A 15727-nucleotide genomic window follows, 5' to 3' on the forward strand; every position below is an offset into this window, starting at 1 on the left:
TTGTTTGCTTTGACACTTATTCAGCAATTAACGTACGTAGTACGATTCTGCCTCATCATCACCGTCTTCAAATTCATCATCAAAGTCTTCACCTTGACCTGCCAGACGTTGTTGACGACGCATTTCACGATATGCTTCTTTCGCAGCAAGCGTTTGCTCACGTGTTTCAGCTTCAAGCTGATCACGGAACGCTTTAACTTCTGCTGCATATTCAGGATCTTCAGTTTCGCGTTCGCGCTGTTCTTCAATTTGATCCATCAGGTAGTACACAACGTCTTTAGTACCTTCAAACGTTAAACCTGAAGTTTTGAATACAGGGCCTTTCCACTGCAACTCTTCGAGAATGTGATCACACCATTCATCACGCGTTTCAGCCGCCAATTGGTCTACTTTATTGAGTACCAATACAACAGGTAATTTTGAAAGCGTTGGGGAGAATTTTTTCAACTCTTCCAAAATTGCTTTTGCATTGTACGCAGGGTCAGAACCATCAATCGGTTGAACATCTACGATGTGTAATAAAATACGTGTACGTGCCAAGTGTTTCAGGAATCGAATACCTAGACCTGCACCTTCTGCAGCACCTTCGATTAGACCCGGAATATCCGCCATTACAAATGAGCGGTGACTATCGGCATCAACCACACCTAGGTTTGGCACCATAGTGGTAAATGGATAATCTGCAACTTTTGGTTTTGCTGCTGAAACTGCACGGATAAAGGTTGATTTACCCGCATTTGGCATACCCAACAAACCAACGTCTGCGAGTACTTTTAATTCAAGACGAATTTCACGATATTCGCCTTTTGAGCCGTGTGTACATTTACGTGGAGAACGGTTGGTTGAAGATTTGAAGTGAGTATTACCCAAACCACCTTCACCACCTGCTGCCACTAACACACGCTGACCGTCAGCCACTAAGTCGCCGATGATATCGCCAGATTCTGTATCTACAATTGTTGTGCCCACTGGAACGAGCAATACGGTATCTTCACCGCCACGGCCTGAGCAGTTCGCTCCACGACCATTTTTAGCACGTTCTGCACGGAATTTACGTGTATAACGATAATCTACTAGGGTACTTGTGTCGTTGTCGGCTTGAACGTATACGTTACCGCCACGACCACCATCACCACCATCTGGACCACCAAATGGTACGAATTTTTCACGGCGAAAACTGGCTACGCCATTGCCACCGTCGCCAGCCTCTACGGTAATGACTGCTTCATCAACAAAGCGCATGTTTGCCAATCCTCTAAAAACTTTAAAACCGCTTATTCTGCCATATTTTAAAGAATTTCTCGAACAATATTATTCAGCAATACTATAAATTTCATTCATCTTGGTGCTGATGCAAATTTTTAGGAAAATCCGCACCTCGCTCGAAAATCTTTAGCGCACCATCAAAATACCTTTGATAAATGGCAAACGAATTTCACTCCCCATTTCTGAAAGCTATTTACGTGCATTTTCCTTGGCTTCAATAATTTCAGGCAAGGTTCGTTCAACCCAACCAATCAGATGCATTAACTTTTCTGCAGCCTGTGAGCCCATTAATGTCAGTTGATATTCCACTTTGGGTGGCACGACTGGATAGACTGTCCGCAAGATAAAACCATCTTGCTCGAGCATTTTCAGCGTTTGAGCCAGCATCTTTTCGCTTACCCCTTCGATACGCTGCTTAAGTTCACTAAAACGGTGTACCCCTTCAGTCAAACAACGTAAAACTAATACTGACCATTTATTGGTGAGATGTTCCAATATTTCTCGAGATGGACAGTCCGTGGATAAAACTTGACCTAATAATTTACTTGTAGCGTATGTGTTCATTAAATCTTTCCTCAAAGTCACTAACTTACTTTTTAGTACGTACTTACATTTAGTAAGTTAACAGATTAAGATTCAACCCTCAAGATCATTTATTCAACAATCAGAGGGTTTAAATATGAAAATCGCAATTACAGGTGCAACAGGTCAACTAGGCCAATTGGTCCTTCAATTCTTATTGAAAGAAACCGCGGCCGAAAACATCATCGCTTTAGTTCGCTCACCAGAAAAAGCAGCATCTCTACAAGCTCAAGGCATCGAACTTCGTCATTTTGACTATGATCAACCAGATACATTGGTTCCTGCACTACAAGGTGTCGATAAATTATTACTCATTTCTGCCAATGAAATTGGTCGGCGTACTCCACAACACAAAGCCGTAATTGATGCTGCAGTAGAAGCGAAAGTTCCATATCTTGCTTATACCAGCCTGTTACGTGCAGATACGTCACCATTGGGTTTATCTCAAGAGCATCGTGAAACAGAAAGTCTGATTCAAGCTAGTGGTTTAACCTATACCTTCTTACGAAATAACTGGTATGTCGAAAACTATCTTGCTGCTGCTGGGCATGTGGTTGAAACAGGTACCTTATTTGGTGCAGCAAAGGATGGAAAAATTAATGCAGCGACCCGTGCTGACTATGCCGAAGCAGCTGCAAAAGTACTTACAAGCTCTGGTCATGAGAATAAAACCTATGAACTTGCAAGCTCAGACAGTTTCACATTGGCACAGCTTGCTGAAACCCTACAGCAAGTTTCAGGTCAAAATGTTCACTATCAAAATCTAACAGCAGAAGACTACACGCAAGGCCTATTACAAGCGGGCTTACCCGCTGGTCTTGTAGATGTAATCGTCGATGCTGATATCAATAGCATTGACGGTGCAATGCAAAGTGATCGTAAGGACTTGGAACAGTTGCTCGGTCACTCAACCACTTCTCTAGGCAGTGCTGTTGAAGCTGCTTTAAAATAAGATCGAACCATCAAAAAAGCCCGAATTGATTCGGGCTTTTTGATTTGAATTTCACTTAGGGATGTACATTTTTTATCGGTAAATCCATGTTCATATCTAAATTTGCCTTGGTATTACGCTCTGCGTTATACATCGTGGCATTAAAGGTTGCGATTTTTCGCATGGTCATCGGGTCATTGAGTTTTAGTTGTGGTGCAAACTGATGTACCACATGTAAATCAACTTTTTCATTAAACTCAAAATACACAGGGCCATTAAAATTAATTCGAATAGGAATGTTATAGGTTCTTTTCAAATGAAAAGGCACATCTAACTTGACAGGAATGTCCATTTTTAAAGGAAATTTCGGCACGAGTTTATTTTTAATCACCAAATCCGTGGTCGCCTCAAGCGGCATCGTCTGGTTAATTTGAATATTGGTGGAATAATCAATATCCACTGAGATCGGAACCTCTACACTAAACTGCAAATCTGCCAGATATTTTCCCTTTAATGGTAGTTGCAGCTTCCGATCTAAAGCAATCTGCGTATCCAACGTCCCGATAGACTGCGTTTGCAAATAATTGCCTACTGAAATTTTGGTGGGTAGTGAATGCGACAATTGAATATCAGCATTTTTTGCACGTACTTGCATCGACGCATAAATATTTAAATACAACCAAAATAGTACCGCAACCAACAATGCAACTGCGATAAAACTCAAAATGATACGCTTCGCCGATTGAAATATCCACATGGCTTACGCCTGAGCTTTCGCTTCAGTTTTGGCATGCTCTCTATTGAGTCGCATTGTTTTTAGTGGAATCACCAATTCACCCTTTTTAATTTGAACGGGCAACGTATTTTGTACGTCCACTGTCGCTTTCAATGCCGTTTTAATTGGAACATTCAAATTACCTTCAATAGGAATGTTGGTTTTTAAATTTGCATTCAGTGGAATATGTAGGTTTTCTTTCAGTACGGTTTTGACTGGCGCATCAAATTTTAAATGTACTTTTTGTTCCAAAGGCACATTCATATTCACTGGAATATCCAATTGAATTGGGATATCACCTTTGAGTGGTAAAGTCACATCTTGCCCCATGACTTTAACTTTTACTTTGGTATTCACAGGAAGATTTTGATTCACTTTCAAAGTTTCACGTACTGGAATCGTGGTCTTGATTGGGACTTGATTATCAAAATACACCCGTGGCGTCAGCGTTTGAGTTAAGGGAATATTTAAATTTTCATGTATCGGAATTTCAGCATTCACCCGCCCTGTCACGTCCACATCTAAGGCATCATGAATTTTGACTTCGGCTTGTAACGGCTCTTGCAGGTCAATATTGACGTTCTGATTTTCTAGCGGGATATAAATATTAAAGTGCTTAAACACCCAAATGGCGATAAGTACACCACAAAGCGCAGCAAACACAATAAATGCCAATCCACTGAGCATGTGCTTTGCTTGCAAACTAAATTCCTTTTGCTTTTTATTTTTTACAGTCTCATTTTGAACACATTATACAAACCAGTTTGCAATTTTTTTGTATTTAATTCTTTAATAATTTCATTAACTTAAAACTTGAACATTTTAGTCAGCTTTTCATTATAAACGACTCACACTCATCTAACAGTGGCAGAAAAAACAAGAACTTTTGATGCTTATGATCAATCCATTCGTCATCTATGCCTTAAGTTTTTAACCCATACTCTTTAGATAAAAAAAGAGCCTCAAATGAGGCTCTTTTTTAGCTTTCACAAATTATGCATTCGTTTCAGCAGGAATTTTTGGATAGCTTACGCCACCCATTTGTTCCGCAATACGCAATACTTGGCAGCTATAACCTACTTCGTTATCGTACCAAACATAAGCAGTTAAACGGTTACCAGAAGTGATTGTCGCTTGAGCATCAAATACACCTGCGGTACGTGAACCGATAAAGTCAGACGATACAACTTCAGTTGAGTTTGTATAACCGATTTGACCTTGAAGGTTAGAGTTGATTGAAATTTGGCGAATATATTCATTCACTTCTTCACGGTCAACATCTTGACCTAAAGTAAGGTTCAAAATTGCAAGAGATACGTTTGGAGTAGGTACACGTACTGAGTTACCAGTCAATTTACCTTGAAGAGTAGGAAGTGCTTTAGCAACAGCTTTAGCAGCACCTGTTTCAGTGATTACCATGTTTAAAGTAGCAGCACGACCACGACGGTCAGCTTTATGGTAGTTGTCGATTAAGTTTTGGTCGTTTGTGAACGAGTGAACTGTTTCAACGTGACCATTGATCACTGTGTACTTGTCGTTTAACACTTTAAGTGTTGGTGTGATCGCGTTTGTTGTACAGCTTGCAGCAGAGATGATTGTATCTTCATCAAGGATGTCAGCTTGGTTCACACCGTATACAACGTTCTTCATGTCACCTTTACCAGGTGCAGTTAGAATTACACGTGCAGCGCCAGCGCATTTAAGGTGCTGTGCAAGACCTTCAGAATCACGCCATTTACCTGTGTTATCGATTACAAGTGCATTGTTAATACCGTAAGCAGTGTAATCAACTTCAGATGGGTTAGACGCATAGATCACTTTGATGAAGTTACCGTTAGCAATGATTGCTTCGTTTTCTTCATCAACAGAAATCGTACCTGCGAATGGACCATGAATAGAGTCACGACGTAACAAAGACGCACGTTTTTCTAAGTCACCGTCAGATGATTTACGAACAACGATTGCTTTAAGGTTAAGACCACGGCCTAAACCAGATTGGCTGATCATCAAACGTGCAAGGATACGACCAATACGACCGAAACCGTAAAGTACAACATCACGGTTTTCAACGTTAGTTGCATTGCCTTCAAGTGATTTAACAGCGTCAGCAACGAATGCTTCAACATCACCGCCTTTTTCTTTGAACTCAACAGCAAGTTTGCCAAGATCAATTTCAGCAGTACCGATGTTTTCGATTTTCGCTAAAGCTTCAAGAATTGGGAAAGTGTTCACAACTGAAAGTTCAACGTCAAGTACGCGAGTACGACGATGCGCTTTAAGAATTTGGATAACCGAACGGTTAATTAAAGAACGACCGTATACTGTAGCTACGATGTTTTTTTCACGATATAACTGACCCACTAGGGCAATCATACGTTCCGCGATTTCTTCACGGTTTTTCCAGCGACCTTGGTGCTCTGCATGTAGGGCAACGATAGTGTCTTTGCTCACAGATACGTCCTCTAATTAATTGTAAATCTAAGCATAAATTTCAAAACCCCACAATTGTAATGGAAAACTGAAAATTAATGAATCTAAAAGCAGATTTCGACAAGGTTATTTTGTTATATATTCACTATCAATTTTCAAAATAATCATGATTAGTATTATGATTTTATAGCCGAAAGTTGAAAAACCGGCTTTTTCGCAGATTTTTGTCACAAAATTTCAAATGTAGTTTTATCAACCAGATCTCTGCATATTTAGCTCAAAGATAAACGAATATTTATATTGTTCAAATTGTGGTGTTTTTTATTTTGCTCAATTTATAGTATTTTTACTGATGTTAAGCTCGTAATAATAATTTCACATTTTTAGATGATTTTTAAGACTATTCGACGGAATCTTACATCTAAAGTTTGAATAAAGGGTTTAGCCTTCAGTCGGAGGTACTCTTACGAAACGTTGTTTCTCATTTGGCAAAATGAGAAGCGTGCTTCATAAGGAAACCATCTTGCGGAGCAATGCTCCTCACCGCAAAACTCGTTCACTACCGTCAATTTATTCAAAGTATCGCAAAAACATTTTTTATTAGAAGTAACCCTGTCTCAGACAATTGCGGATGACATTACAGCGTATCGTTCTTTTATTTGAATTAAATTACGCCTCTAATGTTACTGCCTAAAATTATTTAAAGTCAGATCTATATTTAAAATTCAGTTAATTTTTCAGATTATCAGCAAACTTTTCCAGATTAAAATCAAAGAAATTTACACTCAGCTCTAATATTTTCGGTAGTGCATTTAAACTATTCTCACCAGCACTAATCGCAAAATATCTCTGATCACTAAAAGATCGCACGTTTAAGGCATTTTCACATGGCTCAAAATCAAGATTGACGAGCTGTGAAGCATGTTCCTTCAGCAACATTAAAACCTGCATATAAGTCTGGCGCTTTTTTTGCTGCTGCGCTTTTAAAGCATCGGCTTCAAGGCTTTCATACTCCCCTGTTTTCGTCATGCGTTTGGAAAATCCAACATGTGAGCCATGGTTAGCCGTATTTTCTACAGTTGCGTCTGTAGCAAAGATCTTCTGTTGATCATCGACCGGCTGCAAGATCGCCTTCAGCGCCGTATGAATTTGCTGTGACTGCTGATGATGTAATTCCCACTCATCTTCGTTTTGAACATGAAAAATTTGAGCACGCCGTTTCAACAAAAGCACCTGCCAAGCCTGTAGTTGAAGTCGCAGTCGTTTTAACTCCAAACTCGCCTCAAACTTCGGGCAGCTACTTAAGACGTTTAGACTCGTGATGAGCTTCTGAGATATTTGCATGCTATGGAAAAATAAAAAATCATGCTGTATCTGCTCATTCAGTTGATATTGAACAGTCTGATGCAATGGCTTCAAGATCAATGTATTGAACTGCTGCTCAAAAGTAGGTAAAACCGTCACTAATTGAGTGGCATCCTCTACATGCAGCATTAAAAGTAGATGCTTATCTACCCGTATATGTAGTTGCTGCATTAAATTTTGCAGATCTAAATGTATAAAACCTGCAATAGATGCCAGCTTAGAGACTTGAATTTTTAATTCGTCTATTTGCTGATTCTCTAAAGCAGTATTTAAATCTAAAGCCAACCCATCAAAAACGTCGTCTGCTAGGGCGTCATTATGTTTTGTCGATAAAAACCGAGTTGCTGAATACTGCGTCGTCCAATCTAAATCAGGCGACAAAATATAAATAAACTCAGATGTTTGTACAATTTGTAAATAACGCGTTTTTTGTTCACGCTTTAAATAATATTTAAAAATCGGATGTTGCCAAACCTCAGATGATTTTGGTACAGAAGCATCAAAAACTTGCCCTAACATATGTGACTTTAAGAAAATTTCGATCAAGAAAATTTTAACTTGCAGAGCAGTGAGTTGACGTGCATCACTCGGCGCAATCAAATCCATTTCACGAATGATTTGTGCGGCATTTAAAATGAAATGCTGATGTAATACATTTTTTTCATACTGTAATTCAAAATCTTCTTCGGCATCTATTTTATTGATATAGGCTAGGTTTTCTTCTAATTTTTGCGCAACTTGAATACTCATTGTCAATATTCGAAGTTCTTCGAGCTGTGTTGCCAAATACTGTGCATGCTCACGCATGACATCATATTTTAGTACTTTCATCAGCATGCCCAAATTCATCGGTACATCTCTTTGATACGACTGTGATGAAGACTCCCAACGAATACCTTTTTGCGAAAACACCTGCTGTATCTGTGCTAAATTGGATTGATCAAGATCAGTGCATACTTCAGATACAATACTCCGCCAATGCTGATCCAACACAGGCTCTAGCTGTAAAAGTTTAGCGCTTTGATGAAATGGGACAACCACTGACTGCATCCTGTATCTTGATTCTTTAATCAATCTTTTATCGATTTCAGTTTATTTTTATCTAAAATAAATATTTTTGTACACCATCATTCAATACTGTTCTTCCTAAACAATGAATTGAATCATGGTGTGTTTTAATTTTCTAAGTTTAAGATTTTCTTAAAAAACAGCAAGTGTTAATTGTGAACTGATCAATTTATCGTACCAATATTTTCAGTCTAAGAATCGATTCGATCATTTAACGCTTTTACATTTTTAGCTAGCGCACGTTCATTTTGCTTTTGTTTAAACAGATGCAAGATGCCTTCTATCACCAATAACAACACTGCACCCCAAATTGGAATATAGGTCAGCCATTCTTCGGCTTCTACTCGCTCTCCCAATGCGATCGATGCAAAGGCTAACAACACAGGTTCTAAATAACTCAACAAACCAAATATCACAAATGGCAGATAACGACTCGCCACCATATAGCTACCTAAGCCAAGCGCACTCAGAAAACCAAGTCCCAAAACCGCCAAAATCAGATGAGGAAATAACGACATCAGCACTAAACTATCGCTATGAATAAATCCTAAATAAAAGGCTACAGGCAGAATTAAGCAAAGATCCCACCAAAAACCACCCAAATGATCAGTTTTAAAGGTACGACGTAAAAAGAAATAAATCGGATAAGCCACAGCGACATAAACAGTTTCCCACGCGATACTGCCAATACGCCAAATTTCATGACCTACACCTAAAATTGCCAGTGCCACGGCAGCCATCTGCCATTTAGAAAGTTTTTCTTTATACAGCACACATCCGACCAGAACCATGACTAAAGGAAGTAAAAAATATCCCAAAGAAACTTCTAGTCCACGGCCATTAATCGGCCCCCACAAAAACAACCAAAGCTGTGTAGTACATAAAAATGAACTGACAATTAACCAAATCAGAAAGATCGGCTGCTTAACCACTCGCCAAAATATTTCACTGACTTTGTTTAAGTCTTTCATCCACCACATAAATAAGGTTAAAAATGGCAAGGTCGCTAACATGCGCCATGCAAATGTTTGCTCGCTATCTAGAGGTTTTAAAAAGATGGTAAAGAAATACAAAATACCAAAAGTGACCGATGCCAATACAGACAATGCAACGCCTTTATACATCTTCCACTCCAGTCCAAAATACACCATAAATTTGATATTTTGCTTGATCAATCAAGCTTTTCGCAGAGACATTCTAGCAAATAAAAAACCATGCACAGGCATGGTTTTTTAGCATTTGTTCAAATATTTAGGTTTTATGGTTTTACTGTTTGCTTGGTATGAATAATATCTGATAAGTCATAACCGACAGATTGAGCATAATTTAGATATTCCTGAATCACTTCCTGATCTGGATGAGCCGAACGAGATAGCACCCACATATATTTACGACGGGGTTCACCCACCAAGACTGTTTGATAGTCTTCATCGGCTTTGAGCACCCAATAATCACCACGCCCCACAGGCAACCAACGAATCGCTTCAGGTAAGAAACTGACTTTTAATTTTGAGTTAAACGGTGCATTTTGTACAAATGCCTCGCCTATTGATTGTTTCTTGGTGCCATCTTTCGATACACAGCGATTATTGACATTAATATTGCCGTTTTCATTTAAGGTATAGACCGCGGTAACATCACGAGCACAGCTTTTTTGAAAGACTAAAGGCTTACGAGCAACTTCATACCACATACCTAAATAACGATCGAGCTCGACTTTTTCCACAGTCTGTAAAGGTTTCGTCTGTGCATAGGCCATTGTGGCTGCACCCAAACCAATTAACACTGCTGCACCAAGTGCAATTTTTGCGAGCTTAAAACCAGCTTTCGGAAGATTCGTTGTTGTCATTTTATGCCTCATTTCGATGCAAAACATTCGATGAAAATTAAGTAATTCTCTCTCTCGTGTTTTTACTCTAGCGGAAAAAATTGCTCTAAAAATCATTTTCTTGTCTGAATTATGTATGTAATTCAAACAATATGCCGCATCTTGTCTAACAAAATTATGAAATCATCTGTGCTTTTAAACGCAAGATTTCATCACGTAATCGAGCAGCTTGTTCAAACTGCAAATCTTTCGATGCTTTCAGCATTTCTTTTTCCAGCTTGTTCATATGTTTTGCTAAAAGTTTTGGATCAGACATCAAATGACGTTCATCTGCAGTTAATGCCTTGGCCTGATCTGAAATTTTTGCATCGATTTCATCATCTGTCAGCACTTCACCTGTATCAATATCATTGACGTTTTGACGCACTGCACTGCGTGGCGTAATGCCATGTTCAAGGTTAAATGCAATTTGTAAATTACGACGACGATCCGTTTCATCAATGGCTTTTTGCATGGAGTCGGTCATACGATCTGCATATAAAATCGCTTTACCGTTTAAGTTACGCGCTGCACGACCAATGGTTTGAATCAAAGAACGCTCAGAACGCAAGAAGCCTTCTTTGTCTGCATCTAAAATGGCGACTAGAGACACTTCTGGCATATCTAAGCCTTCGCGCAGTAAGTTAATCCCAACAATTGCATCGTATACACCCGAACGCAATTCATGGATAATTTTAGTGCGCTCAACAGTGTCAATATCTGAATGTAAATAAGCGACTTTAATGCCATATTCTTTCAAATATGAAGTTAAATCTTCTGCCATACGTTTGGTTAATGTCGTAACCAATACACGCTCATTTAAGTTTTTACGATTATTAATTTCTGACAATACATCATCAACTTGCGTTAACACTGGACGAATTTCAATTTCAGGATCAACCAAACCTGTGGGTCGAACCACTTGCTCAACGACTTGTTCAGACTTTTCCATTTCGTAATGTGCAGGCGTTGCACTGACATAAATCGTCGAAGGAATAATCTGCTCCCATTCTTCAAATTTCATTGGGCGGTTATCAAGCGCACTTGGTAAACGAAAACCGTAATTGACCAAATTTTCTTTACGTGAACGGTCACCTTTATACATAGCCCCAATTTGCGGAACGGTAACGTGCGATTCATCAATGATTAATAAAGCATCATCAGGTACATAATCAAACAAAGTCGGAGGTGCTTCACCAGAAGGACGGCCAGACAAGTGGCGTGAATAGTTTTCAATACCATTGGTATAGCCAAGCTGCTGCATCATCTCTAAATCATAACGTGTACGTTGTTCGATACGCTGTGCTTCGAGTAATTTATCATTTGCACGAAAGAATCCTAGTCGTTCTGCGAGTTCTTCACGAATCGTTCCAATTGCACGCTGTAAATTATCTTTAGGTGTTACATAATGGCTTTTTGGGTAAATCGTAATCCGTGGCACTTTACGCACCATTCTGCCTGTCAATGGATCAAACCATCGAACTGAATCAACTTCATCATCAAATAACTCTATTCGAATGGCATTTTGATCAGATTCAGCAGGAAAAATATCAATAATTTCACCACGAATACGGTATGTGCCCCGTAAAAATTCGAGTTCATTTCGGGTGTATTGCATTTCCACCAAACGACGGATGATATCATCACGGCTAATACGGTCTCCTTCCACGATATGCAGAAGCATACTCATATAAGCATTGGGATCACCCAGACCATAAATAGCTGAAACTGACGCTACGATAATTGCATCACGTCGCTCTAATAATGCCCGTGTTGCTGAAAGACGCATTTGGTCGATATGATCATTAATCGATGAATCTTTTTCAATAAAAGTATCTGAAGATGGAACATAGGCTTCGGGTTGATAATAGTCATAATAACTGACGAAGTATTCCACGGCATTATGCGGAAAGAAGGCTTTAAACTCGCCATAAAGCTGCGCAGCCAAAGTTTTGTTATGCGCCATAATAATTGTTGGACGTTGCGTGCGAGCGATCACATTTGCCATGGTATAGGTTTTACCCGAACCTGTTACCCCTAAGAGCAACTGGTCATGCATTCCTTTCTCAATCCCCTTAACCAATTTCTCAATCGCTTGAGGTTGATCACCTGCGGGCTGATATTGTGTTACCAGTTCAAAAGGCTGTTCCTGCATCACACTCTTCTTCTTCAACAGTTTTTATAGGGCTTTATTATGAGGGCAAAGTTGCACAAAACAACGCTAAATTTATGTAAAAAGCCAAAGTCTCTTACAGACAGAAGTAATCTTTATTTAGTATGAGTTTCTAGATTTTTTCGTCAACTTCAAAATTATAAATCACCTGATTGAGCCATTTTTTTTCAAAGAAACTCTTTAGGCTAAAAAACTCATAGGTAAAGCGTTCATTTAACCCAGATTGATACTTGACCTAGCTAAATTTCACCTGCAACATGAACAAAAGGACGCCACAGATCAAACTTTATGACTTATCAATATCATGACGAAAGTATTGTTAAAAACTTAGCTGAAGATACCATTTTTGTTTTTGGCAGCAATATGGCAGGTCAACATACTGGCGGTGCAGCGCGTACTGCCCTAGAGCATTTTGGTGCAATGAATGGTATTGGTCGTGGATGGGCTGGTCAAAGTTTTGCTATTCCAACAATGAATGAGCATTTACAACAAATGCCATTGTCTCAGATTCAACATTATGTTGATGATTTTAAAATCTATACCAAGAATCATCCGAAGACCAAATATTTCATTACTTCGATTGGCTGTGGTGTCGCTGGCTATAAAGTTGAAGAAATTGCTCCCATGTTTAAGGGGATTTCCAGAAATGTTATTTTTCCAATTTCATTCCGTCCTTTCGTTGAAAAAGCTTTACCTAAACTTACTTCGAAACTTCTACATACAATTTTTCAAGACTCGGTAATTTTTGCACCTTCGGCAGATGAATTGGTTGATGTTCTGGCCTTAACAGATAATGAAAAAAGTCTTGCGAAAATTGTGCTGAATACCCAAATGTACCCGACAGATAGCAATGGTCGTGACCGTATTTTTGAAATTGAAGATATTTTGCATGCCCTGAATGGGAAAATATTTGAGTTTCAAAGCAACTCAGAAGGCCCAATGATGTTTGGCGGCGTCATTTTAGCCCTACTTGAACTGTACAATATTAATGAAAAAGATTTCATTGATGTTTGGAAAGCTGAACGTGAAATCGCTGCACCAAAGCCTGAAAATAAAGCCCGTAAAGCCAGCCGCTAAAGGCTCTTTTCACCACATTTGAAACACCCAAAAAGCCAATGTCTATATTGGCTTTTTTTCTACAGTTGATTAATGGTTTTTAGCGACTTAAGTCACATTAAAAATAAAACTTATTTTACATATCACATTATTTTAATATCATTTTTTTCGTCTTATACTACTTGCTGACATTATCATAAAGAATGACGAGCACATAAAATAGACATGCTAGATTCTCCTTTTTTGAGCTATCCCCCATTGCAATGTGGCTTGAAGATTACAGTGAAGTCAAAAAACAATTTGATCTCTGGCGTCAGCAAGGTGTGCAGGATCTCGCCACTTTTCTTCAACAAGATGAATCACGTATTCTGCAATGTGCAAGAAAAATAAAAATCTTACAGGTCAACACAAAAACGTTAGAACTGTATCAAGCGCGTAATATTGAACATTTATGTCAAAACCTTGATCTCGTTTTTCAGGCGGAGATGTGTCAAACACATATTAGAGAATTGGTTGCATTATGGAATGGGGAAACACATTTTTCCCATTCTGCCGTAAACTATACACTCAGTGGGCAACGTTTAGACATTCAACTCAAAGGCATCGTCCTACCAAATCATGAGCAGGATTTATCAGCAGTCTTAATTACAACTGAAGATATCACATCTTATACCGAAGCTTGTCGTTTACATGAACAAAGTCGTCATTTGGCAGAAGCGCGTTTCCATTATTCGCCAACCTCACTTTGGGTAGAAGATTTCAGCCGGATTAAAATAAAATTAGATCAGCTACGCGCTTTAGAAATTGAAGACTTTGTCACTTTTTTGGATGTTCATCCCGATTTTGTACAAGAGTGCATTAAAGAAATACTGATCGTTGACGTCAATCAAGCCACGCTTGATTTATTTGGCGCTCCGAACAAAGAAATATTGCTCAAAAATGTACATAAAGTTTTTACCAAAGAAATGCTGCAAACCTTTAAAGAACAGTTGATTGAACTTTGGAATGGCAATCTACATCATCAACGTGAAGCCGTAAATTATGCACTTGATGGCAGTATTCGCCATGTCTTATTGCAATTTACCGTATTTCCCGATTATCTCGATGACTGGAGCACTGTCCAGGTTGCGCTGACTGATATTACCGCACGTAAAAAGGCTGAAAATTATCTTGAATATTTAGGTAAGCATGACGTTCTGACCAAGCTCTATAACCGTTCATTTTATATCGCAGAACTCAATCGTCTCGAACGCAATCAATTACGTCCTGTTTCTTGTATTTTTATTGATTTAAATGGACTAAAAGAACTCAATGACAGTATTGGACACGATGCTGGTGACAGTATCCTCAGACGTCTGGGCAACATTTTAAACCAACTTATTCAGCATACGCCCTATTCTGCTTCACGCATTGGCGGTGATGAATTTGTCATTCTATTACCCGGTGCAGATGATGCAGCGCTGCAAAACTGCTTACAAAGTTTGAATGAGTTGTTATTGGTCGATAACCAATTTTATTCTAATCAACCGATGAGTATATCAATTGGTTCTGCCACCAATACTTTGAATGAGCGAATGGAAGATATGCTTAAACGTGCTGATCTTGACATGTATCGTCAGAAGAAAAAGTATTATCTCAATAAAGACCGTAGAATTCAGTCTGAAATACGCACTTAACATCAATAATTTGCAATAAAAAAGCCATGGTTTTTACCATGGCTTTTTTATTTAAATCTTTTAACGCTTACCCATCGAACGACGTGTACCGCGTGGTGGCATCCAAGTACGGTCAGCATAACGCTGCGGTTTTGGACGCATATCTTCAAAGATTTCATCCGAAGCATTATCTTCAGCTTTTTTAATCGGAAAAGGCAAATTGACTAAAGCCTTTTTCTTGGGAGGGTTTTGCGTACTCATACGAATAACTCAATTGAATCTGGCGCTATTGTACAAAAAAAATGGTTTTGGTGTAAAAGGCTTTGAGTGATTAGCCTCGATTGACATATAAAGACTCCATAATTAGCTTTGAATTTTTATATCTATAGAGGACAACAGCACAAAAAACTGCTTTAAATATGGTCGTTTTAAACTAGGGTGTGTTGACATTTACAGCCGATAAATTGAGCTAAAGAGGCAACCATATAAATATACAAGCTAAAGCAACAGCGCTTTGATAGTTACGTTTTAGCTTATCGTATCTTGTGGCAATTCCTCT

Annotated in this window: 13 protein-coding genes and 1 pseudogene; 3 read left to right on the top strand and 11 right to left on the bottom strand. The window is 38.8% G+C overall.

Annotated features, from left to right (window positions below; all coding sequences use genetic code 11):
- Positions 1 to 27 precede the first annotated feature (27 nt).
- Together cgtA and FTU38_RS12930 are read right to left on the bottom strand one after the other, a co-directional pair.
- Positions 28 to 1242 carry an Obg family GTPase CgtA gene (gene cgtA, locus FTU38_RS12925; RefSeq protein WP_078190204.1) on the bottom strand — a complete coding sequence of 405 codons (1215 nt, stop codon included), beginning with the start codon at positions 1240 to 1242 and terminating at the stop codon, positions 28 to 30.
- A 213-nt stretch (positions 1243 to 1455) separates the two neighbouring features.
- Complete coding sequence (locus tag FTU38_RS12930; protein WP_078191873.1) at positions 1456 to 1830, bottom strand: helix-turn-helix domain-containing protein; 375 nt, start codon at positions 1828 to 1830, stop codon at positions 1456 to 1458.
- Between the two features lie 115 nt (positions 1831 to 1945).
- Between FTU38_RS12930 and FTU38_RS12935 the strand changes: the two genes are divergently transcribed.
- Entirely contained in the window at positions 1946 to 2800 is an 855-nt protein-coding gene (locus FTU38_RS12935; RefSeq protein WP_180111413.1) for an SDR family oxidoreductase, read from the top strand.
- Positions 2801 to 2855: 55 nt separating this feature from the next.
- On the opposite strand, the gene FTU38_RS12940 is transcribed toward FTU38_RS12935, so the two are convergent.
- The 7 genes from FTU38_RS12940 to uvrB all read right to left on the bottom strand — a co-directional run bounded on the left by FTU38_RS12940 (position 2856) and on the right by uvrB (position 12442).
- Positions 2856 to 3536 (bottom strand): hypothetical protein, encoded by a 681-nt coding sequence (locus tag FTU38_RS12940; RefSeq protein ID WP_078190209.1) that lies wholly within the window; start codon positions 3534 to 3536, stop codon positions 2856 to 2858.
- A gap of 3 nt (positions 3537 to 3539) precedes the next feature.
- A complete protein-coding gene (locus tag FTU38_RS12945) occupies positions 3540 to 4241 on the bottom strand; it encodes an MFS transporter (RefSeq protein ID WP_218953940.1) in 702 nt (233 codons plus the stop codon).
- A gap of 306 nt (positions 4242 to 4547) precedes the next feature.
- Positions 4548 to 6005 carry a glyceraldehyde-3-phosphate dehydrogenase gene (locus FTU38_RS12950; protein WP_180111415.1) on the bottom strand — a complete coding sequence of 486 codons (1458 nt, stop codon included), beginning with the start codon at positions 6003 to 6005 and terminating at the stop codon, positions 4548 to 4550.
- A 708-nt stretch (positions 6006 to 6713) separates the two neighbouring features.
- Entirely contained in the window at positions 6714 to 8399 is a 1686-nt protein-coding gene (locus FTU38_RS12955; RefSeq protein ID WP_180111417.1) for a hypothetical protein, read from the bottom strand.
- Positions 8400 to 8608: 209 nt separating this feature from the next.
- Positions 8609 to 9541: an EamA family transporter RarD gene (gene rarD / locus FTU38_RS12960; RefSeq protein WP_180111419.1), complete on the bottom strand. Its 933-nt coding sequence runs from the start codon at positions 9539 to 9541 to the stop codon at positions 8609 to 8611.
- A gap of 134 nt (positions 9542 to 9675) precedes the next feature.
- Positions 9676 to 10266, bottom strand: coding sequence for a lipocalin family protein (locus tag FTU38_RS12965; RefSeq protein WP_180026333.1), 591 nt, complete (start codon positions 10264 to 10266; stop codon positions 9676 to 9678).
- Between the two features lie 154 nt (positions 10267 to 10420).
- Positions 10421 to 12442, bottom strand: coding sequence for an excinuclease ABC subunit UvrB (gene uvrB / locus FTU38_RS12970; RefSeq protein WP_180111421.1), 2022 nt, complete (start codon positions 12440 to 12442; stop codon positions 10421 to 10423).
- Between the two features lie 303 nt (positions 12443 to 12745).
- Here uvrB and FTU38_RS12975 point away from each other — a divergent pair, with 303 nt between their 5' ends.
- On the top strand, positions 12746 to 13534 hold the full coding sequence (locus FTU38_RS12975) for a hypothetical protein (protein WP_180004931.1): 789 nt from the start codon (positions 12746 to 12748) through the stop codon (positions 13532 to 13534).
- A gap of 242 nt (positions 13535 to 13776) precedes the next feature.
- Positions 13777 to 15189, top strand: coding sequence for a sensor domain-containing diguanylate cyclase (locus tag FTU38_RS12980; protein WP_180004932.1), 1413 nt, complete (start codon positions 13777 to 13779; stop codon positions 15187 to 15189).
- A gap of 60 nt (positions 15190 to 15249) precedes the next feature.
- Here FTU38_RS12980 and FTU38_RS12985 read toward each other — a convergent pair whose 3' ends face one another.
- Positions 15250 to 15429, bottom strand: a complete 180-nt coding sequence (locus FTU38_RS12985) for a hypothetical protein (protein WP_078190224.1) — start codon at positions 15427 to 15429, stop codon at positions 15250 to 15252.
- A 208-nt stretch (positions 15430 to 15637) separates the two neighbouring features.
- Positions 15638 to 15727 (bottom strand): annotated as a pseudogene (locus FTU38_RS12990) (IS5/IS1182 family transposase); the annotation flags it as partial.

It is taken from the genome of Acinetobacter sp. YH12098, from assembly GCF_013419235.1.
Lineage (GTDB): Bacteria > Pseudomonadota > Gammaproteobacteria > Pseudomonadales > Moraxellaceae > Acinetobacter > Acinetobacter amyesii.

Coding starts and splice junctions, on each gene's coding strand:
- cgtA (WP_078190204.1), bottom strand. CDS start 1,242: ATGCGCTTTGTTGATGAAGCAGTCATTACCGTAGAGGCTGGCGACGGT.
- FTU38_RS12930 (WP_078191873.1), bottom strand. CDS start 1,830: ATGAACACATACGCTACAAGTAAATTATTAGGTCAAGTTTTATCCACG.
- FTU38_RS12935 (WP_180111413.1), top strand. CDS start 1,946: ATGAAAATCGCAATTACAGGTGCAACAGGTCAACTAGGCCAATTGGTC.
- FTU38_RS12940 (WP_078190209.1), bottom strand. CDS start 3,536: ATGTGGATATTTCAATCGGCGAAGCGTATCATTTTGAGTTTTATCGCA.
- FTU38_RS12945 (WP_218953940.1), bottom strand. CDS start 4,241: ATGCTCAGTGGATTGGCATTTATTGTGTTTGCTGCGCTTTGTGGTGTA.
- FTU38_RS12955 (WP_180111417.1), bottom strand. CDS start 8,399: ATGCAGTCAGTGGTTGTCCCATTTCATCAAAGCGCTAAACTTTTACAG.
- rarD (WP_180111419.1), bottom strand. CDS start 9,541: ATGTATAAAGGCGTTGCATTGTCTGTATTGGCATCGGTCACTTTTGGT.
- FTU38_RS12965 (WP_180026333.1), bottom strand. CDS start 10,266: ATGACAACAACGAATCTTCCGAAAGCTGGTTTTAAGCTCGCAAAAATT.
- FTU38_RS12975 (WP_180004931.1), top strand. CDS start 12,746: ATGACTTATCAATATCATGACGAAAGTATTGTTAAAAACTTAGCTGAA.
- FTU38_RS12980 (WP_180004932.1), top strand. CDS start 13,777: ATGTGGCTTGAAGATTACAGTGAAGTCAAAAAACAATTTGATCTCTGG.
- FTU38_RS12985 (WP_078190224.1), bottom strand. CDS start 15,429: ATGAGTACGCAAAACCCTCCCAAGAAAAAGGCTTTAGTCAATTTGCCT.